Origin of the sequence: Aeromonas sp. FDAARGOS 1410 (assembly GCF_019048745.1) — a bacterium.
Taxonomy (GTDB): Bacteria; Pseudomonadota; Gammaproteobacteria; order Enterobacterales; family Aeromonadaceae; genus Aeromonas; species Aeromonas jandaei.
The window spans coordinates 1293344-1315282 of sequence record NZ_CP077401.1; the positions used below are offsets into that span (position 1 = coordinate 1293344).

General features: G+C 56.4%; 24 protein-coding genes. 19 read left to right on the forward strand and 5 right to left on the reverse strand.

Translation table 11 applies throughout. The features are described from left to right. From I6L40_RS06240 to I6L40_RS06310, 15 genes are all read left to right on the forward strand, one after another. Positions 1-303 carry a hypothetical protein gene (locus I6L40_RS06240; protein WP_216995152.1) on the forward strand — a complete coding sequence of 101 codons (303 nt, stop codon included), beginning with the start codon at positions 1-3 and terminating at the stop codon, positions 301-303. A gap of 91 nt (positions 304-394) precedes the next feature. Beyond that, complete coding sequence (gene radC / locus I6L40_RS06245; protein ID WP_216995153.1) at positions 395-892, forward strand: DNA repair protein RadC; 498 nt, start codon at positions 395-397, stop codon at positions 890-892. Continuing rightward, the gene (locus I6L40_RS06250) at positions 889-1080 is read left to right on the forward strand and encodes a hypothetical protein (protein WP_216995154.1); all 192 of its coding nucleotides are present in this window, start codon (positions 889-891) and stop codon (positions 1078-1080) included. Before radC ends, I6L40_RS06250 begins: the two co-directional genes overlap by 4 nt. Positions 1081-1611: 531 nt before the next feature. After that, positions 1612-2118 carry a hypothetical protein gene (locus I6L40_RS06255; RefSeq protein ID WP_216995155.1) on the forward strand — a complete coding sequence of 169 codons (507 nt, stop codon included), beginning with the start codon at positions 1612-1614 and terminating at the stop codon, positions 2116-2118. Further along, positions 2118-2333 carry a hypothetical protein gene (locus I6L40_RS06260; RefSeq protein ID WP_139740100.1) on the forward strand — a complete coding sequence of 72 codons (216 nt, stop codon included), beginning with the start codon at positions 2118-2120 and terminating at the stop codon, positions 2331-2333. The genes I6L40_RS06255 and I6L40_RS06260 overlap by 1 nt, the downstream gene beginning before the upstream one ends. Beyond that, positions 2330-2692 (forward strand): hypothetical protein, encoded by a 363-nt coding sequence (locus I6L40_RS06265; RefSeq protein WP_064336609.1) that lies wholly within the window; start codon positions 2330-2332, stop codon positions 2690-2692. The genes I6L40_RS06260 and I6L40_RS06265 overlap by 4 nt, the downstream gene beginning before the upstream one ends. Positions 2693-2770: 78 nt before the next feature. Then, on the forward strand, positions 2771-3313 hold the full coding sequence (locus I6L40_RS06270; RefSeq protein ID WP_216995156.1) for a hypothetical protein: 543 nt from the start codon (positions 2771-2773) through the stop codon (positions 3311-3313). Position 3314: 1 nt separating this feature from the next. Next, complete coding sequence (locus I6L40_RS06275; RefSeq protein WP_216995157.1) at positions 3315-3671, forward strand: hypothetical protein; 357 nt, start codon at positions 3315-3317, stop codon at positions 3669-3671. Positions 3672-3755: 84 nt separating this feature from the next. After that, positions 3756-4070 (forward strand): hypothetical protein, encoded by a 315-nt coding sequence (locus tag I6L40_RS06280; protein WP_179903375.1) that lies wholly within the window; start codon positions 3756-3758, stop codon positions 4068-4070. Between the two features lie 2 nt (positions 4071-4072). Beyond that, complete coding sequence (locus I6L40_RS06285; protein WP_254204084.1) at positions 4073-4480, forward strand: type IV toxin-antitoxin system YeeU family antitoxin; 408 nt, start codon at positions 4073-4075, stop codon at positions 4478-4480. 664 nt (positions 4481-5144) lie between these two features. Next, entirely contained in the window at positions 5145-8180 is a 3036-nt protein-coding gene (locus I6L40_RS06290; protein WP_216995158.1) for a type I restriction endonuclease subunit R, read from the forward strand. A gap of 3 nt (positions 8181-8183) precedes the next feature. Next, on the forward strand, positions 8184-9434 hold the full coding sequence (locus I6L40_RS06295) for a restriction endonuclease subunit S (protein ID WP_216995159.1): 1251 nt from the start codon (positions 8184-8186) through the stop codon (positions 9432-9434). Positions 9435-9437: 3 nt separating this feature from the next. Further along, positions 9438-10577 (forward strand): AAA family ATPase, encoded by a 1140-nt coding sequence (locus I6L40_RS06300; RefSeq protein WP_216995160.1) that lies wholly within the window; start codon positions 9438-9440, stop codon positions 10575-10577. Between the two features lie 17 nt (positions 10578-10594). After that, positions 10595-10801 carry a hypothetical protein gene (locus I6L40_RS06305; protein ID WP_216995161.1) on the forward strand — a complete coding sequence of 69 codons (207 nt, stop codon included), beginning with the start codon at positions 10595-10597 and terminating at the stop codon, positions 10799-10801. After that, the gene (locus tag I6L40_RS06310; RefSeq protein WP_216995162.1) at positions 10798-12435 is read left to right on the forward strand and encodes a type I restriction-modification system subunit M; all 1638 of its coding nucleotides are present in this window, start codon (positions 10798-10800) and stop codon (positions 12433-12435) included. Before I6L40_RS06305 ends, I6L40_RS06310 begins: the two co-directional genes overlap by 4 nt. Positions 12436-12820: 385 nt before the next feature. On the opposite strand, the gene fis is transcribed toward I6L40_RS06310, so the two are convergent. Continuing rightward, positions 12821-13117 carry a DNA-binding transcriptional regulator Fis gene (fis, locus tag I6L40_RS06315; protein ID WP_005309538.1) on the reverse strand — a complete coding sequence of 99 codons (297 nt, stop codon included), beginning with the start codon at positions 13115-13117 and terminating at the stop codon, positions 12821-12823. A gap of 25 nt (positions 13118-13142) precedes the next feature. Next, positions 13143-14108, reverse strand: coding sequence for a tRNA dihydrouridine synthase DusB (dusB, locus tag I6L40_RS06320; RefSeq protein ID WP_033114933.1), 966 nt, complete (start codon positions 14106-14108; stop codon positions 13143-13145). A 290-nt stretch (positions 14109-14398) separates the two neighbouring features. Between dusB and I6L40_RS06325 the strand changes: the two genes are divergently transcribed. The 4 genes from I6L40_RS06325 (at position 14399) to I6L40_RS06340 (ending at position 19248) form a co-directional block, all read left to right on the forward strand. Continuing rightward, positions 14399-15820: a TolC family protein gene (locus I6L40_RS06325; RefSeq protein ID WP_071914401.1), complete on the forward strand. Its 1422-nt coding sequence runs from the start codon at positions 14399-14401 to the stop codon at positions 15818-15820. Positions 15821-15893: 73 nt separating this feature from the next. Then, positions 15894-16898: an HlyD family secretion protein gene (locus I6L40_RS06330; protein ID WP_071914403.1), complete on the forward strand. Its 1005-nt coding sequence runs from the start codon at positions 15894-15896 to the stop codon at positions 16896-16898. Next, positions 16898-18052, forward strand: a complete 1155-nt coding sequence (locus tag I6L40_RS06335) for an ABC transporter permease (protein ID WP_041210389.1) — start codon at positions 16898-16900, stop codon at positions 18050-18052. Before I6L40_RS06330 ends, I6L40_RS06335 begins: the two co-directional genes overlap by 1 nt. Next, positions 18052-19248: an ABC transporter permease gene (locus I6L40_RS06340; protein WP_071914405.1), complete on the forward strand. Its 1197-nt coding sequence runs from the start codon at positions 18052-18054 to the stop codon at positions 19246-19248. Before I6L40_RS06335 ends, I6L40_RS06340 begins: the two co-directional genes overlap by 1 nt. Positions 19249-19358: 110 nt before the next feature. On the opposite strand, the gene I6L40_RS06345 is transcribed toward I6L40_RS06340, so the two are convergent. The 3 genes from I6L40_RS06345 to I6L40_RS06355 all read right to left on the reverse strand — a co-directional run bounded on the left by I6L40_RS06345 (position 19359) and on the right by I6L40_RS06355 (position 21741). After that, positions 19359-19994 (reverse strand): SDR family oxidoreductase, encoded by a 636-nt coding sequence (locus I6L40_RS06345; RefSeq protein WP_071914407.1) that lies wholly within the window; start codon positions 19992-19994, stop codon positions 19359-19361. Between the two features lie 134 nt (positions 19995-20128). Further along, entirely contained in the window at positions 20129-20983 is an 855-nt protein-coding gene (locus I6L40_RS06350) for a DnaA/Hda family protein (RefSeq protein WP_071914410.1), read from the reverse strand. A 68-nt stretch (positions 20984-21051) separates the two neighbouring features. Further along, positions 21052-21741, reverse strand: coding sequence for a DnaT-like ssDNA-binding domain-containing protein (locus tag I6L40_RS06355; protein ID WP_043851814.1), 690 nt, complete (start codon positions 21739-21741; stop codon positions 21052-21054). Between the last annotated feature and the right edge of the window lie 198 nt (positions 21742-21939).

Consider the following 21939-nt stretch of genomic DNA (forward strand, 5'->3'; position numbering starts at 1 on the left):
ATGCTCAAACAACCGATAGCCGTTGAGTTGGAGGCCATCAATCGGGAAGGGGAGACGCAAGTAGTGCAGGACAGTGGACTAACCGTGCAGGGCTACAGCGTTTATCTACGGGCCGTGGAAGCAAACGGATTGGCACTGGCCACCTGGGTTGCTGATTACGACAGCATCGGCCCTGCCTATGAACTGGCGGAACGGCTGAGCCTCGCACTGGCTATCCCGCTCAATGTGCAGGTCCCCGGACCACTAATGCCGATTAAGCAGGAACCCACCACCAGGGAAGGCGTCACCACTACGGCCCACTGAACTACCCTCAAAGTGAACCAACAACCGCTCTACCTTTAACCCCGACACGCATGAAGCATGTCGGGGTTTTGTTTATTTGGAGAGTTCCACCATGCGTTACCACAAACTCAAAGCCGGTGAATGCCCCGGTACCTATGTCGTCACCGAACCGGTGACCGAGCAAGACCTGCTGCGTATCGCTAACCAGATTGCTCGCAAGCGCCTAGCTAAAGGCTCCGCCATCACCAGTACCACAGAGGCCGCCGAGCGACTGCAAACCTTGCTGCAAGACCGGGAGCACGAAGTGTTTGGCGCACTGTTCCTCGACTCCCAACATCGTGTCTTGGCCTTTGAGGAGCTGTTTCGTGGCACCCTCGACAGCGCCAGCATCTACCCACGGGAAGTGGTCAAGCGGGCCCTGATACTCAATTGCGGGGCCATCATCGCGGTGCACAATCACCCCAGCGGTGACCCTGAACCCAGCCACTCAGACCGGGTATTCACCCAGGCCCTCAAAGAGGCCTTGGCCCTGGTCGATGTGCGATTACTCGACCATCTGGTGGTCGGTGCGGAGGGCGTGGTGTCATTGGCCGAAAGAGGTCTGCTATGAACCAGCCCCCAGGTAAGTCACACCTCACCGCCCTCGATATCCTCATCGAGTTGCGCTGTTGGCTGGCAGACAACGTCGAGATGCAGGCCGAGCCAGCCATAGTGGCTCACCTGCCTAACGGCTATCAACTCACCCAAGCCGACTGCATCGAGGCCATTGATGCGCTGCTGCATCAGTTGCGGCACTAATGAGTGTCCAGAAGAGACAAGCACCATGCAATTACCCAATCCCTATACCTTAGAGGAGACGATCGAGAAGCTGCGCCATAGCCTGACAGCCGTCAGCAACGAAGATGCACTGACGTTGCTGGAGAGGTCGTCACTAAGGCACGTGATGACCGGCGTTATGCCAAGCAGCTTAAAGAGACCTTGCTGCAAGGCTCCACCATCGAGATACGCGAGTGTTTCAGCTGCTTTGGAGACTACTTAGAGCGATTCAGAGACGCACCGCCCTATTACCCGCATCACGATGCCGTTAACGGCATTGATTGTGCGCTCTACGCCATCCTGTTCGATGTGGCTTACCCAGACGCAGCGCGGGCACAGCAATAACATGTATACCGATCGCCGAATAACATGCATGCCGATCACGTTTCCACCCAATACCCCGGATCATCAAACCAGGATCATCAGGTCCAACACCATGATCCGGATATTCCGATCCCCCCAACAAGGCCACCTCACTGCAGGTGGCCTTTTGCATTTCAAGGAACTATGCCCATGTCTGCCTTCATGATCGACCGCCAGGATTACCTGGCCTTTGCCGTGCAGCTACACCGCTTTTGCAATGCCCCCATGCCACCGCACTACACCCTTGAGCTGCTGCGCGCCCTCTGGTGGAACTCACCAATGGAGGTCACCAGTACCTGGACATGGCGGGTAGACCGGCTGGTACGGTTGATGATGCTAGCCAACCGGCGGGCAGTCTGGCATCGCTATCAGCTGGGGCGTCAGCAGGACCACAAAGAACCACGCCAGCACTGCTCGACCAAGCTGGGACAGATTAAACCTGCCCACCGTTACCACCAGGCACCACTCACTGATAGCGAGCTGGTTGCCCTCTACAAATTCACCTGCTGCGCCCTGTACCAGTCGAGCGAATGGAGCGGGAGCCCTGAGCAGGCACCTCGGCTTGTGAAGGTACTACAGCAGTTGCAACAGGCTCTCGCGCAAGACGTGCTGACCCGGTTGTCACTGTGGGAGCAAGCCCCCTGGGGGGAGATGTGATGAACCTTTCCATCACCCTGACAGTAACAAGCTCACCGCCGAGCTCAACCGCCCAGATAGCCCAGCGTATCGCCGATGACATGGCACACCTGCATCATCGTCTGGGTGATGCGGTCAGCGATGAACTGGGCATCAGTATCAGCTATCTGGTCGAACAATTTGCACTGTTGGCTGCGGCTTACCGTGCACCTGCAGAAAGAGAGAAACACCAATGATCGAATTCAACGATAGCTTCACTCAGGTCGCAGTCGCTCAGGCAATGAGCGCACATGGCGATTTGCATCGGCTCATTACCTATCAGCTCACCTTCCCGAAGTGGGCACACGACTATGACGAGACCGGCAAGCGCACTGGCCCCGACAAGATCAAGCCCGTACCAACGATGCACAAGACCACGCTGTTCGTGAGTCCACTGGACATGGTGGACAACCTGCCCCGCGAGATTAACTTTGCGTGGTGGGAACGTGAGTGCAACGACCTCGGTTATCCCGTTGGAGAGTGGCGACGCACCATTGTGGGTGCCTACTTCAACCACGGCAGTAATGACAAGCCGGATTGGAGTAGTCATACCTGAGCCAAGGCCACCAGCACACACAGACCTCTAACAGCCCCTCACGCCGAGGGGCTGTTTGCATTTGAAGGAAACCCCACCATGCATGACCTACGTGATTACAAGACTCTGTCCGCCCGACAACTCACCACTGCTATCAGCCAGCTCAACCACAACACTGCACCGAAGATAATGACCCACCTGGCATTACGGGCCAGGCAGCCGCAACCGCTCGGTAATGGCCGCAGCAGAGCCAAGGCCCTCAAGCTGCTGCGCCGGGTCAAGAAAGCTCACAAGGCGGGCAGTATCCCGCCTGAGCTCACCGTGACGGGTTGCCGCATCGACCGGGGTAACCATCAGGCTGACCGTTACTACTACGACCGGACGCTGCTGGCCCAGGGCTGGCAGCAGTACGACACCGAAGAAGATGCCTGGTATTTCGGTATCTGGATTCACACAGAGAAGCTGGAGACCTTTACCTACGCCGAGGGGGATACCAGTCATGTAATTGCACCGAACGTCGAGGCGTTTCGCGCTGAACTGGCGCGGCTCTACCAGTACCACCCGCAAGCCCCGGCGTTTATCAGCATTGATCCAGAGGCTGGCGTTGTGACCCACCATTTTGAAGCCAAACCGGAGGTGTGACATGGCGAAAAACATCACCATCAAGGTGCCCGGCAAACATCCGCAAACCGGCGAGCTCACTACCTTCGAGCTCAAGGGCCAGCGCATCGATATCGACATCGGCGGCCAAGCCGTGCCCTTTCTCATTCATGGGAGAGGTATCGGTACGTCGCTCACCCACATTCCGAGTGGCTACCGCATTGCCCTGCTCGGCGGTTGGCTCACCGCGCGTTACGCAATACCCGAGAATAAACCCAGCAGAACGGCCTGCGCCCAGATGGCCATAGACCGACTGGTAGCCCAGTACGGTTCGCTGCATCTGCTGGACCGTCTCAATTGCAAGCCGGTTATCAATGAGACGGCTGACTGCGATCGTTGACGGCCCGCCGTCTCGCTCATCCACAAACAGCATAAAGGGCCAGCCCTTCCAGGCTGGCCCTTTGCATCACTGGAATCACCGAACATGACCCGTCTTATCACTGGGCTCGAGGTGCATCGCTATGCCCCCGAGCTCAACAAACTGCATCTGCGCAACCGCCAGACGTTACCAGCCCCCGGCCTCACCACCATCAAAGAGGCCAAAGCCCGCCTGTTTAGCCGCTGGCAGCCGGGGCATCAGGTGACCATCACCGTGAGCCATCCCGACTACATCAATCTCTCCCGGCTTTATCGGGGGAGGCTAGCAAGCCTGACCGAACTCCCAGAGCAGCTGGCCAGGCTACGCCTGCGCCACAACGTGCCGGGCACCCGCATCAATATTGAACTGAGGTACCGCTAATCATGACCACAACCCATCCCACATACTCTGCCACACACCATCCAGAGCACCAGGCTCTCACTCCGCTCCCCAGCATCAGCTGGGGTCTGCCGCGTGATATCTCTCCACGCTTTGGCGCTCGTCTGATACAGAGTCGCTACCAGCTCGATTTTCTATCTGACCGAGCCAGTCTGATCGGTGAGTGGAGCCAGATGCAGATAGACAAGCTCGACCAGGCTTTCCCTGAGATCATCAAGGCACTGGAAGCTAAGCTGCTGACCGGCGAACTGGATGCCCAACGTCAGCACTGTATCACTATCCAGCACGGCGGCTTCACCTGCGAAGCCGATACCCTGGGTAGCCATGGATATCTCTACTTAGCAATTTACCCTGCGACCAACATGGAAGCCAATTCTGGCAGCAAGGCGTGATCACAAATCCGCTTGTGGTAATATTTTTGCGCCTACTCGTCCGTGATAAGTGTGTGGGTCTTGGGGAAGGCCAATTCGTGGCCTTCCCTTTGTTTTGGTGACTCTGTTTTTTTTGAGGTCGTTCCCAGTGACATCGATACCAACTGACTCCAGCTGTGGTGTTGTGGCAATATAAGTGCCCTTTTTCTCGGTCTGGTTACCTGATGAAAGAAAGCCTGCCCAGCTATGAACCCATTATGTCTGCTGTGCTCAAGGTATTGGCCGAAGGTGCCACTCGCCATTTGCGAGGATCTCAAATGGGGCTGGCTGGCGCAATGCTTTAACCCCCGAGCATTTGGCTGTCTGCTTGCTGAGCCCACCGCTCGTCCACGGAGCTGTAGGGTTACGGGTGAGCAGGATAGGTCTTTACGCTGTTGCAGCGTATAGCGTTGAATATGGCCCAGAATCATCCGAAACCGATCTGCAAACGGCGGAAGCTCAAATGCTCATGCTGGAGTGACGACTTTCGTATGGAGATACTTTTTGGAATTACAGCAAATGAGAATAATCTTTAAAAAGGTATAATCCCGCCCAGCAAAGTCGGGCGCTTGGGCAGCTCCAAGTACAAATACAGATATCGCCTGACAACGACCTCCCACCCATCCATGATGGCAGAAACTGATTCATGACCACCACAGAACAGCAGATCGAGCAGGCACTTATCGCCAAGCTAGGTGAATTAAAGTACACCGTGCGTCCCGACATTCGAGACAGAGCATCGTTAGAGTCCAACTTCCGCGAGAAATTCCAGCAGCTTAACCAAGTCAATCTCACCGATGAAGAATTCGCCCGACTGCTTGATGAGATCGTCACACCGGACGTCTTCACTGCCGCTCAGCTCTTGCGCACACGCAACAGCTTCATCCGTGAAGACGGTACACCACTGAACTACAGCTTGGTGAATATTGACGACTGGTGTAAGAACAGCTTTGAAGTGATCAATCAGCTGCGCATCAGCACCGACTATAGCCACCACCGTTTCGATGTCATCCTGCTGATCAATGGTGTGCCTGTTGTACAGATCGAGCTCAAAACCCTCGGCATCAATCCGCGCAAGGCTATTGAACAAATCGTTGAATACAAAAATGACCCTGGCAACGGATTCACCCGCACACTGCTGTGCTTCATGCAGGTGTTTATCGTCAGTAATCGGGATTTAACCTACTACTTCGCCAACAATAACACGCGGCACTTCAGCTTTAACGCGGACGAGCGCTTTCTGCCTATTTACCAATTCGCCGCGCACAATAACACTCCTATTAACGGGTTGGATGAATTCGCGGAGACCTTTCTGCCTAAATGCACTCTCGGTCAGATGATTAGCCGTTATATGGTGCTAGTGTCCAACGAACAGAAGCTGTTGATGATGCGCCCTTATCAAATCTATGCCGTCCAGAACATCGTCAAGTGCATTGATGAGAATAGCGGAAATGGATACATATGGCACACGACTGGTAGTGGCAAAACTCTGACCAGTTTCAAGGCATCTACTCTGCTCAAGGCCAATCCGAGCATCGAGAAATGTCTGTTTGTCGTAGACCGCAAAGACCTCGACCGACAGACCAGGGAAGAATTCAACCGTTTCCAGGAAGGCTGCGTCGAGAGCAACACTAACACAGACGCGCTGGTTAACCGTTTGCTATCGGATGAATCGGCTGACAAGGTTATTGTCTGCACCATCCAGAAGCTAGCCTTGGCGCTCAACGAGAACAGCAAACGTAACAAGAGCCGCGAAAAACGTGGACTCACCACCTATTCTGAGCAGCTTGAAGAGCTGCGTGATAAACGCATAGTTTTCATCTTTGACGAATGTCACCGTTCGCAATTTGGCGACAACCACAAGGCCATCAAAGAGTTCTTCCCTAAGGCCCAACTATTCGGCTTTACTGGCACTCCTATCTTTCCAGAGAACGCAAGCTACAAGCAGATCACGGGTGAAGAGAAAACACTCAAGACCACAGAGGATCTCTTCCAGCAGCCACTGCATGAATACACCATTACTCACGCGATTGAAGACCGCAATGTCCTGAAGTTTCATGTTGATTACTTCAAGCCCGATGGCGAAAACCCACCTAGGCAAGGCGAAACACTTGCCAAACGCGCCATCGTGGAGGCAATCCTAACTAAGCACAATGCCGCCACTGGTGGGCGCAAATTCAACGCCCTCTTTGCCACTGCGTCGATCAACGACGCTATCGAATATCACCGCCTGTTTGACGAGATCCAGGCCGAGAAGCTGCAGGCCAATGCCGATTTCCTGCCACTTAACATCGCAGCTGTGTTTTCACCGCCCAGTGATGTAAGTGCCGATGTGCGCCAACTGCAGGAAGACTTGCCCACCGAGTTAGAAGACAACCAGCAGGAGCCAGATGCCAAGAAGGCCGCGCTCGCGGCAATCATCGCCAGTTACAACGTCCGCTTTGGCACCAACCATCGCCTCGAGGAATTCGACCTCTACTATCAGGACGTGCAACAGCGGATTAAAGACCAGCAATGGCTTAATGCTGACCTGCGCAAAGCCAACCCTAGCGCCGCACAGCACAAGATCGACATCACCATCGTCGTCGACATGCTGCTCACCGGCTTCGACAGCAAGTACCTCAATACCCTTTACGTCGACAAGAACCTAAAGCACCACGGTCTGATCCAGGCATTCAGCCGCACCAACCGCGTGCTGAACGACACCAAGCCGTATGGCCATATCCTCGATTTTCGTGGCCAGCAGGATGCCGTAGATTCGGCCATCGCGCTCTTCTCTGGCAAAAAGGACGAAGCGCGTGCGCGTGAAATCTGGCTCGTCGACAAGGCCCCTGTCGTGATTGAAAAGTTACAGCAGGCCAAGCTCGCCCTGCAAAGCTTCATGCAGGCGTACGGGCTTTCCGGCAAACCCGAAGAGATCGCCAAGCTCAAAGGCGATGAAGCTCGCATAGGATTCGTTAAGGCATTCAAGGAGGTACAGAAGCTGCAAACTCAGCTCGATCAATACACCGACCTGACGCCCGAGCAGGAAATCACCATCCAGGCCATTCTACCACCTGACGAGCTCAATGCCTTCCGTGGCCAATATCTGGAAACCGCCAGGCGGCTTCGCGATGAACGTGCCAGCTCAGGCCATCAAGCCGCCAACGACAAGGACGACGCTATTGCACAGCTCGATTTTGAGTTTGTGCTCTTTGCCTCCGCGACCATTGATTACGACTACATCATGAAGCTGATTGCCGACTTCTCCACCAAAACGCCGGGCAAGTCCAGTATGAGCCGCGAACAACTGGTGAGCCTGATTGCCAGCGATGCCAAGTTTATCGACGAGCGCGACGACATAACCGAATACGTGATGAGCCTCAGAGCAGGCGAGGGGCTGGATGAGCGAGCCATCCGTACCGGTTACCTGCAATTTAAAGCACTGAAGGCTGCTCGTGAACTGGCCGAACTCGCAGCTCGTCAAGGGCTGAGTGCCGCCGCACTGCAAAGCTTTGTGGATGGTGTGCTGGAGCGCCGGATCTTCGATGGTGAACAACTCACCGAATTGCTCGCACCGCTGGAGTTGGGCTGGAAGGCTCGTACCCAGAAAGAACTGGCATTGATGGGCGAGCTGGTTCCAATGCTGAAAAAGCGTGCCGGAGGCAGGGAGATTTCAGGCCTGCAGGCTTACGAGGATTAAGTGATGGCGAAGATAGGTAAGACAACTGTAGTACCTAAGTTGCGGTTTCCGGAATTTCGAGAAGCAGAGGAATGGGATCTAAAAAATGGCGACGAACTGTTCGACGCGATAAACAATAAATCACCGTCGGAAGCGCTCCCGATTCTTGCGATCACCCAAGAACACGGCGCAATTCCGCGAGATAAAATTGATTACCACGTCTCGGTTACTGAACAGAGCATTGAAAGCTACAAAGTCGTTGAAAAAGGTGATTTCATCATCAGCCTCCGTTCCTTTCAGGGAGGTATTGAGTATTCCAGCTATCGAGGAATCTGTAGCCCTGCCTATGTGATTCTTCGCAGAAAGGGGGACGGTTCGGATGGCTACTTTCGCTCCCTCTTCAAGTCAGTGAGATTTATCCGGCAGTTGACGCGCAACATCGAAGGATTACGCGATGGGAAGATGATTAGCTACAAACAATTTTCGGAACAACGGATACCAGTGGCTAAACCGCTGGAGCAACAAAAAATCGCCGACTGCCTAAGTTCGCTGGACGAGCTGATTGCCGCGCAAGGGCGGAAAGTTGAGGCATTGAAGAGCTATACGCGCGGCCTGATGCAACAGATCTTTCCCCGCACAGGTGAGACGCAACCCCGACTCCGCTTCCCCGAGTTCCGCAATGCGCCGGGGTGGGAGCCGACAACGTTGAATGGTCTGGTACGCCTCAAGTCAGGTGGTACACCCTCGAAGGCTAACCCGGAGTTCTGGAATGGCTCGATTCCTTGGGTATCTGCAAAGGACATGAAGCGACTCTTCTTAGACGATTCAGAGGATCATATCTCGGCTGCAGCAGTCAACGATGGCGCCAAAATGGCACCAGCTGGTTCCGTTCTTGTGCTGGCGAGAGGAATGACTTTACTGAAAGAAGTGCCCATTTGCGTATTACGCCGTGAGATGAGTTTCAATCAAGACGTAAAGGCGCTGTTGCCAAAAGGTGATACATACGCCCTGTTTGTGGCGCTGCTACTGCGTGGAAATAAGCAACGTTTGTTAAAAATGGTCGATATTGCTGGCCACGGCACTGGAAAGCTGAACACCGACGAATTGAATTCTTTTGAACTATCAAAGCCAACGTCCATCGAGCAGCACCAGATCGCTGATTTTCTTTCCGCTCTCGACACGCTGATCTCTATCGAAGCGGAGAAACTCGCATCATTTAAAACCCACAAAGACGGCTTAATGCAACAACTTTTTCCGTCACTAGAGGATAAGTAATTCATGGCCAATGTGAGCTACTTCAATTTGACTTGGTTGGCAGAGCATCTCCACAGTGAACTGAAGGTGAAGAAGCCTATTTTGCTCTATGCCTATAACGGAACGGGCAAGACTCGTCTTTCCTCCGCATTTAAAGATTTGGGCAAGATTGTCGACGAGAATGGCGAAGTCACGAAGCGCGATACGTTGTACTTCAATGCGTATACCGAGGACCTATTCACTTGGGACAATGACTTGGAGAACGATCGAGAGCGAGTGCTTGAGCTCAATACTGACTCGAAGTTTTTCAATGGGCTTCGTGACCTTGAAATGGAAGTAAAGATTGGCAAATTCTTGGAGCGCTATTGTGATTTCAGCTTTTACATCGACTACGACCGCCGCAAGCAAGATCGTACAGACAATACCGAAATTAAGTTGCCGCCAGCGGTATTATTCTTCCGAGAACGAGACAAAAATGGTGACCCTATAGCGATCAAGGTATCTCGAGGAGAAGAGAGCATCTTTATTTGGTGCTTCTTCTTGGCCATCGTTCAACTGGTGCTGGACCAAGCTGAGGCATACAAGTGGGTTCGCTATATCTACATTGATGATCCAATGTCATCCTTGGATGAGGGCAACATAGTGATGGTCGCACACCATCTAGCCCAGATGCTGAAGGAGCAGCCGCGAGATCTGCGAGTAGTCGTGTCGACTCATCATGTGTTGTTTTTTAACGTTCTCTGCAATGAGATCAATAAGTCGAGGAAATATTTTTTGACAAAAGAGGGGCGTGGGCGAGGCTTCACAATTCAGGAAACCGATAGCACTCCGTTTCTCTATCATCTATCGTCACTCGTTGAATTACATCAGGCCATGCAGTCCGGTGCGCTCTATACCCATCACTTCAATATGTTGCGCCGAGTGATGGAGCAGACCGCCTGCTTTTTTGGCTATACCAAGTGGGAAGAGTGTATCAAGCCCGAGGCCAACGACCCCAACCACGCGGGCTATAAGCGGGTGCTAGACCTGATGAGCCACGGTGACTATTCGCTGTATGAGCCAAGGACTATGCTGCCGGAGAACAAAGAACATCTCAGTAAGGTGCTACGGCAATTCATCAATATCCATCCCTTCAGCCCGACACTGTTTGGTAGTGCAACATGAGCTTCAGGCAACAGACTGTGGAGCAGACCAACTGCAGCGACGGCTTTTCACTGCCCACCCATGTGGATAAAGTGAGTCATACACAAACGGAACGTGCCACCAAGGCTCGCAACTTAGATCATGACCAGAGCCGTAAAGAACAAGAGGGTCGTTTTACGGATACGCAGGGCGATACCAAACTACCGGAGCTGGAAACCACCTTTAAGAAGCTGCTAAAACCATGACTGAACACGATCAAAAGCAACTGGGCAAAACCCTTTGGGCCATTGCCGACCAACTGCGTGGAGCGATGAACCCGGACGATTTCCGAGACTACATGCTCTCTTTCCTGTTCCTGCGCTACCTCTCGGACAACTACGAGCAAGCGGCGAAGAAGGAGCTGGGCGTTGATTATCCGCAGAGTGAGCCGGATGAGGAACTGGAAGAGCTTAAGATCCCTGCTCGCCCACCACTTGCCCGCTGGTATGACGAAAATAAGGCTGATGTGGATGAGTTCGAGCAGCAGATGCGTCGCAAAGTGCATTACGTTATCGAACCCGATTACCTGTGGGCCAACATAGTCCGCTTGGCGAAGAGCGAGCATGGCTTGTTGCTCGACACGCTGCAGAAAGGCTTTAAATACATTGAGGAAAAGTCGTTCCAAAGCAGCTTTCAGGGGCTGTTTTCGGAGATCAATTTAGCCTCTGATAAATTGGGACGCAGCTACGGAGAGCGTAATGCAAAGCTATGCGCAATCATCGCTGAGTTGGCAAAAGGTATGTCGCAGTTCTCTACTGCGACCGACACCTTGGGTGATGCGTATGAGTATCTGATTGGGCAGTTTGCCGCCGGATCGGGCAAGAAAGCGGGTGAGTTCTATACGCCGCAGCAAGTCTCGAACATTCTATCAGCCATCGTGACACTTGACAGCCAGGAGCCGAAGGAGGGGGCTCGCAATAAGTTGGAAAACGTGCTCGATTTCGCTTGCGGTTCAGGCTCGTTGCTGCTCAACATCCGCCATCGGATGCAAGAGTCCGGGGGGAGCATCGGTAAGATCTATGGGCAGGAGTACAACGTCACCACCTATAACCTGGCGCGCATGAACATGCTGCTGCACGGGGTAAAAGACACCGAATTCGAGATCTATCACGGTGATACGCTGACCAACTCTTGGGACTATTTGCGCGAAACTAACCCTGCGAAAAAGCCGCAGTTTGATGCTGTGGTCGCAAACCCACCATTTAGCTACCGTTGGGATCCCACAGACACCATCAGCCAAGACATGCGCTTCAAAAACCATGGCGTGGCACCGAAAAGTGCAGCGGATTTTGCCTTCCTGCTACATGGCTTGCACTATCTGAAAGATGACGGTGTGATGGCCATCATTTTGCCACACGGCGTACTATTTCGTGGTGGTGCTGAAGAACGTATTCGCCGCAAACTGCTACAGGATGGCCATATCGATACGGTAATTGGGTTACCGGCGAATTTGTTCTACTCGACTGGCATTCCAGTCTGCATTCTGGTGCTGAAAAAATGCAAGAAGCCTGACGATGTGCTCTTTATCAATGCCGCAGAGTATTTCGAGAGGGGCAAGCGACAGAATCAGCTGACGGAAGAACACATCGGTAAGATCATCGACACTTACCAGCACCGCAAGGAAGAAGCGCGCTATTCGCGATGCGTGAGCATGGACGAGATCGAGAAGAACGATTTCAACCTGAATATCTCACGCTATGTGAGCACCGCGCAGCCCGAGGAAGAGATCGATTTGGCAGCTGTGCATGCAGATCTTGTAGCACTGGACCAACAGGTTAGACAGGCTACACAGCGGCATAACGAATTTCTTAAGGAGTTAGGATTACCGCTACTGCCTTGATACTTGCTAATGAAAAGGTAACGCCAAAACATCCGGCATGCCCACTTTCTGGCACAACGTAGCGAACACCAGTGGTGGTACCCATCAAGATTGGCCGCAACGAGCCGTGTCCCTTTGGCTGCGGCTAGAAGTACAAGCAGTGCTGTTTGCACTGACCAACAACATAGATAGCAAGAGAGGGCCAATGGCCCTCTCTTGCATTAGGCAACATGGGGAGGATAGGTACAGTTATGTGGTCAACGCTGTTCATCAGGCTAGTCCGAGTTGAGTCGTCGACAATGATAACTAGTCTTGTAGGTGTGGGTTCAAATGTGGGTTCAAAACGAAAAAGGCACTATCAATAAAATGATGGTGCCTTTATTTTCAATAGCTTAGCTGTTATGGCTTAGTTCATGCCGTAACGCTTGAGCTTCTTGCGCAGGGTACCACGGTTGATGCCCATCATCACGGCGGCGCGAGTCTGGTTACCGCGGGTGTACTGCATGATCACGTCCAGCATCGGCGCTTCGACTTCGGAAAGAACCATATCGTACAGATCAATCACTTCCTGACCGTTCAACTGGGCCAGGTAGTTACGCAGGGCCTGTTGCACAGAGTCACGCAGGGGGCGCTGGGTCGGCTCGGCAGCGTGATTGTGAGTAGTTGTTACCAATGCATCAGAAGTCAGGGTTTGTTCGAACATATTCGGTCGGCTCTTTAGTTATGCGTTAACCTAATCCATCGAAATACGCTTCGAGTGCCTCAAGTTGTGCGTCTGCACAATCCAGGGCATTGAAGTGCTTACGGAATTCTCGGCCCGTCTCTTCTTCATCCAGATACCAGCCCACGTGTTTACGGGCTATGCGCGCTCCCAGATATGCACCATAAAACTGGTGCAGGTTGGTTACATGCTCGTTCATCAGGGTGCGAACCTCTTCCCTTTCGGGAGGCGGCAGCTTGGTGCCCGTCTCAAGAAAATGACGGATTTCCCGGAAAATCCAGGGTCGTCCTTGCGCAGCGCGGCCGATCATCACGGCGTCGACGCCGGTATAGTCGAGGACATACCGGGCCTTTTCCGGGCTGTTGATGTCGCCATTGGCGACAACAGGAATCGATACGGCCTGCTTAATCGCCCTGATAGTGTCGTACTCCGCTTCGCCCTTGTAGAGGCAGGCACGGGTACGACCATGCACGGCGAGGGCCGCGATACCGCAATCTTCGGCGATTCGGGCGATCTCCACGCCATTGCGGTTATCCGGATCCCATCCTGTGCGGATCTTCAAGGTGACAGGCACCTCCACTGCATCCACCACGGCCCGGCAAATTGCTTTGACCTGATCGGGGTATCGCAGCAGGGCTGAACCTGCCAGCTTCTTATTCACTTTTTTTGCCGGACATCCCATGTTGATGTCGACGATCTGTGCGCCCTGCTCCACGTTGTAGCGGGCAGCAAACGCCATCATCTCGGGGTCGGCTCCGGCAATCTGGACCGATCGCAAACCGCCTTCTGCAGAGTGATCCATCCTCATCCGGGTTTTCTGGGTATCCCAGACATCCGGGTTGGCCAGCAGCATCTCGGAAACGGCCATGCCGGCCCCCAGTCGCAAACAAAGTTCACGGAATGGTCGGTCAGTTACACCGGCCATGGGAGCCACGATCAAGGGAGTTTCAAGCGTGTGGGGACCTATCTGCATTCCACGGTTACCATCGGCTTAGGGCGGCGTATATTACGCATTTTTTAGGCAGGAGAAAAGGTTAGTATTTGAGCGTCAGCCATTTTTTTCTGAAAAAAACGTCGCGCCAAGGCTTGCAAATTCTGGAGTTATTGAAAAACGGCCAGATTGACCGTCAGGGAGTGCTGTACCATTCGGGCCAGCCCCTTGCATAATTGTCTGTCCACTTGTCGGCCTCGTTTGCGTTATGATGGCGGGCTTATGCGAGCAAAAGCTCCAAACATTTTTGCAACAATGCGGATTGGGGATCTATGACGTCAAGGTTCATTACATCACTCTGGCCGTGTCTGCTGGGTGCCGTGCTGGGGTCGGCGCAGGCACAGACCATCAGTTTCAGCGAGGCCTGGACCCGGGTCATCCAGCAGGATGAGGGGCTGGCCGCCGAACAAGCAGGGGTCGATCGCGCCAAGCAGCTGCGCGAGGCTGCCAAATCCATGTATCTGCCCAAGGTAGATGTGGGCGCCAGCTATACCCACCTCGATCAGCCGATGGAACTCGACATGATGGATCTCAACCCCATCGCCAACCATCCGGAGATGATCAAGGCGCTGCAGGGCATACTGGGCCAATTTCCGGTACCACTTCCCCAACTCTCACATGACGACTTCGTTACACCTCTCACCAAGCAGAATGTCGTGACCAGTTCGGTCAAGATGCTCTGGCCACTCTTTACCGGCGGTCGCATCGATGCGGCGCAGGACATTCGCCAGGCACAGGTGAGCGAGGCGCAACAGCTGCTGGTGCTCAAGGAGCAGTCCACTTTCGAGAGCCTCTCCCAGGCCTATTTCGGTGTGGTGCTGGCAGGTCAGGTGGTACAGACCAAGCAGGATATTGAGGACGGGCTGGCCCGCCATCTGGATCACGCGAGGAAGCTCGAAGCGCAGGGGCAGATTGCCAAGGTGGAGCGCCTCTCCGCCCAGTCGGCCTATGACCGCGCCCGCATCGATACCCAGAAGGCGCGCCGCAGTCTCGAGATCGCCGAACTGGCCCTTGGCCGCATGCTGAAGTTGCCAGATGCCCAGCCGGGCAGCGGCCTGTTCGTCAACAGTGAGCTGCCGCGTCTCGATGGGCTGGTGCAACAGACCCTGGAAGTTCACCCCGGCCTCAAATTGCTCAGTGCCAAGAAAGAGCAGGCCAAGGGGATGATCCGGGTCGAGCAGGGCAAATATGCCCCCGAGGTGTTCCTGTTCGGTAACTACAACCTCTATGAAGATGATTCGATAGCTTCCAAGACCGCGCCGGACTGGCTGGTGGGGGTGGGCGTCAGCATGCCGCTGGTGAGCCGCGATGGCCGCTCCGAGACGGTGCAGGCCGCCAAGAGTGCCGAGCTGCAGGTCAATCTGCTGCAGGCCAAGACCCGTGAGGATCTGAAGCTGCTGGTGGAAAAGACCTGGCGTGAAGCGGCGCAGGGGCTGGAGGAGTATCAATCCCTCTCTTCCACCCAGGCGCTGGCCGAGGAGAACGTGCTGCTGCGGGACAAGGCCTTCGGGCAGGGGCTCTCCACGTCACTCGATGTGGTGGATGCCCAGAACCAGCTGGCAGGGGTCAAGACCCAGCGCGCGGCGGCGGCTTATCAATATGTGGTGTCGCTGGCCCGCCTGCTGGCGCTCTCCGGCCAGATGAACAGTTTCAATCAATATCAGCACGGTCAGGTGACCGAGGTGAACTCATGATCGCACTTCAGTCCGTGCCTTTTTCTATCTCTGTTTCGACCGCCAAGGGTCGCCCGTTTGTCGAGGTGAAGTGATGAGCCATCCCCCCATCAAAAAGAAGATGAGCCAGGGTAAACCGCTGTTGTTGCCGCTGGTGCTGGTGATCCTGGTGGTCTGGCTGGGCTGGCGCTTCTGGCTCGCCTATCAGCCGGAGCCGGTGCATCTGCAAGGGCAAATTGAAGCACAGCAGTATTCGGTCTCCTCCAAGGTGCCGGGGCGTATCGACGAAGTGCTGGTGAAAAAGGGTGATCAGCTGACCAAAGACCAGCTGGTCTTTACTCTGGCGAGCCCCGAGATTGAAGCCAAGCTGAGCCAGGCCAAGGCGGGTGAAGCGGCTGCGGGTGCGCTGGCGCAAGAGGCGGAGAAAGGAGCCCGAGCCCAGCAGATCGCTGCGGCCAAGGATCAGTGGCAAAAAGCCAAGGCCGCTGCAGCCCTGCGTGGCAAGACCTATGAGCGGGTGGCCAGCCTGCACCGCGACGGCGTGATGCCGCTGCAAAAACGCGATGAGGCCTGGACCGCCTGGCAAGCCGCCCGCTACAGCGAAGGGATGGCATGGCAACAGTACCAGATGGCTCTTGAGGGGGCGCGGGAAGAGACCAAGATCGCTGCTCGCGAGAAGGCCAAGATGGCGGCTGGTTCGGTGGCCGAGGTTGAGGCCTATCTGGCCGATACCCGTATCGTCAGCCCCCACACCGGTGAGGTTAGTCAGGTGCTGCTGCGCAGCGGCGAGCTGGCGCCGCAAGGCTTCCCCGTAGTGACCCTGCTCGACATGAGCGATGCCTGGGCCCAGTTCCACGTGCGCGAAGATCTGCTGCCCCGCTTCCCGGTCGGTACCGAGTTCGATGCCCGCATCCCGGGCCTTGGCGATCAGATCGTGCGCTTCAAGGTGACCCATGTGGCCGTGATGGGGGATTTCGCCACCTGGCGTGCCACCGATACCCGTCAGGGCTTCGACATGAAGAGCTTCCAGGTGGAGGCTCGCCCGCTGCAACCGGTTGAGGGGCTGCGGGTTGGCATGAGTGTGCTGGTTGAACTCTGATGGGACGTGAATTTCGGCTGCTGTGGCAGGATCCGTTCAGTCGTGCCCTGATGAGCTGGGTGCCGCTGCTGTTGATGGGGATCCTCTGCTGGATCTTCTCGGCAGGGCTGGCCCGCGACCTCAAGGTGGGGCTGGTGGATCTCGACCACAGCATGCTCTCGCGCCAGCTCGCCTTCTCGCTGGATGGCTCGGCCGGGCTCAAGGTCGCGCAACAGTTTGACTCCATCGATGCCGGGGCGCACGCCCTGCGCGGTGGCGACATCTATGCGCTAGTGGTGATCCCCAACCATCTGGAGCGGGATGCCCGTCAGGGCACCCAGCCGCAGGTGACAGTGTTCAACAACGGCCAGTTCATCCTCATCGCCAAGCTGGTCAACTCTGCGCTGGCGCAGGTGGTAGGCACTCTTAACGGTCAGGTGGGCGTGCTGGAGGCGATGGCTGACGGCAAGGCGCTGCCCGGTGCGATTGGACAGTCGGTGCCCATCAGCAGTCAGGTCACTGCGCTCTACAACCTCAACTCCAGCTACGCCCAGTTTCTGCTGAGCGCCATTCTGCCTGCGGTGTGGCAGATCCTGGTGGTGCTGTTCGGCCTCAATGCGCTGGCCCGTACCGATCGGCTGGGGCTGGACTGGACCACTCGCGGTGTCTGGTTTGGTCTCTGGCGCACCCTGCTGCCCCACGTGCTGATTGGCTGGGGCTGGGGGATTGTCTGGACGCTGCTGCTGTTCAAGGGCTTCTCCTACCCCATGCACGGTAGCTGGCTGGTATTGCTGGTGGGGCTGGGGCTCGCCTCGGCCGCCTGCGTCACCATGGGGGCCTTCTTTTACGGCATCATCCGGGATCCGGCCCGCGCCCTGTCGCTGGCGGGGGCTTACACTGCGCCCGGCTTTGCCTTTATGGGGGTCACCTTTCCGGTGAGCGCCATGGGGGATTTTGCCCGCTTCTGGCGCAGCCTGTTGCCGGTCTCTCACTATGTGGAGCTACAGATTGGTCAGAGCAACTACGGTCTGCCCCTCGCATCGGCGCTGCCGCAACTGGGGGCCTTGCTGCTGTTTCTGCTCCCCTTGCTGCTGGTGGTTCGTCGTTACAAGCAGCAGGCCGAGCTGGCCCGTCAATCAGCCGCAGTGGCAGTCGCCGAAAAGGAGCCTGAGTGATGCTGGGATTTGTCGATCTGTTGCGCCTCGAGTTGCGCACCTTGCTGGCGGATCGCGCCATCATGCTCACCCTGTTTGGCGGGGTGTTCTTCTACTCCTTCCTCTACCCCCAACCCTATCTGCATCAGTTGCCGCGGGAAGAGGCGGTGGTGGTGGTCAACGAAGATGGCAGTCAGCTATCGCGCCAGCTGGAATTTATGGCCGATGCTACGCCACAGGTGAAGCTGGTAGCGCGGGCCAATTCGCTGGATGAAGCGCGGCAGCTGATGATGGCCGGGAAGGCGAGCGGGATCCTGCATATCCCCAACCACTTCTATCGGGATCTGATGCTGGGTAAGAGCGTCACCCTGAGTTATGCCGGTGATGCCTCCTACTTTCTGGTCTACGGTACCATTGCCGAGGGGCTGGCGCAGGCCGGCGGCACACTCGCCGCGCAGGTGAAGGTGGCGCGGCTGTTGAGCCACGGCGAGGCGCTGCCACAAGCGGCGATGGGCTGGAATGCGGTGGCCCTCAACGTGGTGCCGGTGTTCAACCCCACTATGGGCTACGTCAACTACGTGGTGCCGGCGGTGTTCGTGCTGATCCTCCATCAGGTGTTGCTGATGGGGGCGGGGATCCTGGGGGCGACCCAGAACCAGCGCAGCTGTCGCGGCGAGCATGGTTACTGGCAAAGCGCGCCGGTGTTGCCGCTGCTGCTGGCCAGAACTCTGGTGCTGGCGGGGTTGTTCCTGCTGCCGGTGAGCTACTTCCTCGGCTTCTGCTTCGATCACTACAATATCGCTCGCCATGCTGACCCTGTGCAGCTTTGGCTGTTCGCCCTGCCATTCCTGCTGGCGACCTGCTGGTTTGGCGTGGTGCTCGGCGCGATATTTACCCGGCGGGATCTGCCCACTCAGGTGGTGCTGATCTCCTCCCTGCCGCTGGTTTTTCTGGCGGGCTTTATTTGGCCGCTCGAGCTGATCCCGGCCCCCCTCAACTGGCTGGCTCAGTGGGTGCCCACTATCCCGGCGATCGAGGGTTTTCTGCGCCTCAACCAGATGGGGGCCGACTTCGCCCAGGTTGCCCGCTACTGGTGGCAGTTGTGGGGACTGGCGCTGCTCTACGGCGCGCTGGCCTGCCTGCTGCTGCGTTGGCGGCAGCGGTTGCTGCCGGTTGCTGGCTCATCAGTCGCTCAGAGTGAAACGAGCGCCAGTTAAGCGGGATGGAGCAAGCGCGCGTGAGATAGCGTGTGCGGTATAGCGGAAACGGTCAGCCCTTGGGCTGACCGTTTTGGTATGTGGTGGGGGTAAGCGGTTTTACTGCTGCTTTAGCCGCGCTGGAGCGTGGGATCTCCGATGGCGTAGATCTGTCCTACCGCCGTCTCATCCGCCAGCAGGCGCAGCCCTTGGGCGGCCACATCTGCGCGGCGCACCAGTCCGTGCACCTCCTTGTCCTGACTGAGTTCGGCGCGGCCGGTGGCGTCGCCATCCTGCAGGCCCGCCGGGCGCAGAATGGTCCACGCGAGGGAGCTGGTCTGCAGCCAGCTCTCCGCCAGACTCTTGAGGCGCACCTCGTGGCCGAAGGCGGCGCGGGCCCGCTGCGGCAAATATTGCCAGCTGTCGCCACAGCCGAGAGAGGTGACCAGCAGCAGCCGTTTCAGGCCTGCCTGCTCCATGGCATCGATCACATGACGGTTGCCCTGATAGTCCACCGGCGCGGCCTGACGGAAGCTGCCGAGGGTGGAGACAACCTGAGCATCTTGTCCCGCCCGGGCACACGCCTGCAGCACCGCAGCCGGATCCAGCGCATCCCCCTCGATCACCTCAACTCCCAGCGCCTCCAGTTCCGTAGCCATCTCAGGGCTGCGCACCAGCGCAATCACCCGATGACCCTCAGCGAGAGCGTGGTGAGTAAAGGCGCGGCCCAGCCCGCGGCTGGCTCCGAAAATCAGTGTGGTTGGCATAGCTGAGCTCCCTTGGCAAAAGGGGTTAGCCTAGTGGCTTGTTCGCTCGCTGTAAATGAGAGTTGTTTCTATTTGTGAGCCAGCAGAGAGGCGCGGGTGCGAGCTGCCAGCGATTCGCACCCGCTGAGAGGGGATCAGCCGTTGTAGTTGCCGATGCTGGGGCGACGGCTGGGGCCGCTCAGGTGGATATCCACCGGATTGAATGCCTTGATCGCCTCATAGCTGAAATCACCGATCGCCTGATGCAGGGTCTGGGGCGTGTGGTTGGTAATGATGATGACGCTTTTTGACAGGTTGCGACGGCGGCGCAGCAGGTGGCCGAGGAAACTGGACTGACTCTCCGCCATCTTGGCGCGGTTGGCCGATACCTCGTCGATGATCAGCAGATCCACCTCTTCCAGCGCACGGCGGTACTGGTTGCGCTCGTCCTGATCGGGGATCACGTTGAAGAAGAGGCGATCGACGATGGAGGCCCACTGCTGGAAGATCACCGATTTTTGGTGACGCTCGATCAGCTCGTGCGCAACCGCCCCCGCCAGCGTTGACTTGCCGGTGCCGTAGTCGCCGTAGATGAGCATGCAGCCGCCACCGCTCTTCTCCCAGTGCTCGAAACCGCTGATAAAGTAACGGGCGGTCTCGATGGGATATTGCAGCGCCGGATCTGTGGCATCCATCTTGTCGAACACCCAGTCTGGGTTGAGGTCGGCCTGGGCGATCAGCTTCTGGATCCGCTCCTGACGGGCCGCCTTCTGCAGCTCGCGCACCTCGGCGTTGGCCTTGGCGTCATACTCCTTGCGCAGGGTCTCGTAGTCATACTGGCCGCCGCCGGTCTCTTGCTGCAGGCGACGAATGCGCTCCAGCAGGCTACCCACATGGCGGCTCAATTCCGGGTCGTGAACACGGTGGTCCTGCTTGGCCTTGGCGATCTTCTGGCGCTTGGCTTCGATCTCTTCCAGCTCCTGGCGCAGGGGATCTTGCGGGTCAGTCATGGAATGCTCCTTCTGCTTGATCAGGGATGGGACAGGGGTCTGATTCTGCCTGCAGCAGGCAGATGGTATCAATCATTATCCGGTGTCTGGGCAGGCATCTGCTGGCTCTCTGCCAGCCGCTTTGCCTCTTCAATCATCTGTTGGGCCCGTTTGCTGGGACCCGACTCTGCCGGGGCCGGCGTCACCTGCTGATAGCCCTGCACCTCCATCGGCTTGCGACGGGTATAGCGGCGGGTCTTGAGGGCGCGAATAAACTTGAGCATCCATTGATGCTGGGAGTCGAATACCTCGGGGCGCCCCAGCCAGTAGGCGATAAATTCTCCCAGATCCTCTTCGCTATAGCTGGCATCGATCACCCCGCACAGACGGGCGAGGGCGGGCAGCTCTTCGTCCGGGCGCCATTGCAGATGCATCTGGAAGGGTCGCTCCGGCAGCGGGCTGCGCAATTTCTGGGTCAGCAGCGGCAACTGAAAAGGGCACTGATGGTAGTGCTCACTCTCGGGCTGAGCCTCGACCTGCAGCAGGCCCGCCTCCATCAGTTCATCGAAGAGCTCGGTGAGCTGGCGGGCATTGACCTGAAACGAGAAGCCGCATGGATCACCAGGGTCGACCACCGCCAGTGCACGACCCAGCTCGGGATAGTTGAGCCGGGCCAGCTGATTTTCCAGCACCAGTCTGCGCAGCTGCAGGGTATAGAGACTGCGGGCCGGATGGGACAATCTGGGGTGGGCGAGGGCACTGTATTCGGCTGGAGTCATGGTCTTCTTTATGCGCTTGTGTGGCGGCCATTATCCCCTATGGCAGGGGCTTGCACAATTCGCATGGAGGTAGCGACATTGTGGGGAGAGGTTGTGCTGCTATGTGGTTGTTAATAGAGCAATCTGTCGTTCAGAACCTGACCAAGGTCTATTTTTGACGCATCGTTTCCGCGGATACCTCACTTTTGAACTAGTCTT

Coding starts and splice junctions, on each gene's coding strand:
- I6L40_RS06240 (WP_216995152.1), top strand. CDS start 1: ATGCTCAAACAACCGATAGCCGTTGAGTTGGAGGCCATCAATCGGGAA.
- radC (WP_216995153.1), top strand. CDS start 395: ATGCGTTACCACAAACTCAAAGCCGGTGAATGCCCCGGTACCTATGTC.
- I6L40_RS06250 (WP_216995154.1), top strand. CDS start 889: ATGAACCAGCCCCCAGGTAAGTCACACCTCACCGCCCTCGATATCCTC.
- I6L40_RS06255 (WP_216995155.1), top strand. CDS start 1,612: ATGTCTGCCTTCATGATCGACCGCCAGGATTACCTGGCCTTTGCCGTG.
- I6L40_RS06260 (WP_139740100.1), top strand. CDS start 2,118: ATGAACCTTTCCATCACCCTGACAGTAACAAGCTCACCGCCGAGCTCA.
- I6L40_RS06265 (WP_064336609.1), top strand. CDS start 2,330: ATGATCGAATTCAACGATAGCTTCACTCAGGTCGCAGTCGCTCAGGCA.
- I6L40_RS06270 (WP_216995156.1), top strand. CDS start 2,771: ATGCATGACCTACGTGATTACAAGACTCTGTCCGCCCGACAACTCACC.
- I6L40_RS06275 (WP_216995157.1), top strand. CDS start 3,315: ATGGCGAAAAACATCACCATCAAGGTGCCCGGCAAACATCCGCAAACC.
- I6L40_RS06280 (WP_179903375.1), top strand. CDS start 3,756: ATGACCCGTCTTATCACTGGGCTCGAGGTGCATCGCTATGCCCCCGAG.
- I6L40_RS06285 (WP_254204084.1), top strand. CDS start 4,073: ATGACCACAACCCATCCCACATACTCTGCCACACACCATCCAGAGCAC.
- I6L40_RS06290 (WP_216995158.1), top strand. CDS start 5,145: ATGACCACCACAGAACAGCAGATCGAGCAGGCACTTATCGCCAAGCTA.
- I6L40_RS06295 (WP_216995159.1), top strand. CDS start 8,184: ATGGCGAAGATAGGTAAGACAACTGTAGTACCTAAGTTGCGGTTTCCG.
- I6L40_RS06300 (WP_216995160.1), top strand. CDS start 9,438: ATGGCCAATGTGAGCTACTTCAATTTGACTTGGTTGGCAGAGCATCTC.
- I6L40_RS06310 (WP_216995162.1), top strand. CDS start 10,798: ATGACTGAACACGATCAAAAGCAACTGGGCAAAACCCTTTGGGCCATT.
- fis (WP_005309538.1), bottom strand. CDS start 13,117: ATGTTCGAACAAACCCTGACTTCTGATGCATTGGTAACAACTACTCAC.
- dusB (WP_033114933.1), bottom strand. CDS start 14,108: ATGCAGATAGGTCCCCACACGCTTGAAACTCCCTTGATCGTGGCTCCC.
- I6L40_RS06325 (WP_071914401.1), top strand. CDS start 14,399: ATGACGTCAAGGTTCATTACATCACTCTGGCCGTGTCTGCTGGGTGCC.
- I6L40_RS06330 (WP_071914403.1), top strand. CDS start 15,894: ATGAGCCATCCCCCCATCAAAAAGAAGATGAGCCAGGGTAAACCGCTG.
- I6L40_RS06335 (WP_041210389.1), top strand. CDS start 16,898: ATGGGACGTGAATTTCGGCTGCTGTGGCAGGATCCGTTCAGTCGTGCC.
- I6L40_RS06340 (WP_071914405.1), top strand. CDS start 18,052: ATGCTGGGATTTGTCGATCTGTTGCGCCTCGAGTTGCGCACCTTGCTG.
- I6L40_RS06345 (WP_071914407.1), bottom strand. CDS start 19,994: ATGCCAACCACACTGATTTTCGGAGCCAGCCGCGGGCTGGGCCGCGCC.
- I6L40_RS06350 (WP_071914410.1), bottom strand. CDS start 20,983: ATGACTGACCCGCAAGATCCCCTGCGCCAGGAGCTGGAAGAGATCGAA.
- I6L40_RS06355 (WP_043851814.1), bottom strand. CDS start 21,741: ATGACTCCAGCCGAATACAGTGCCCTCGCCCACCCCAGATTGTCCCAT.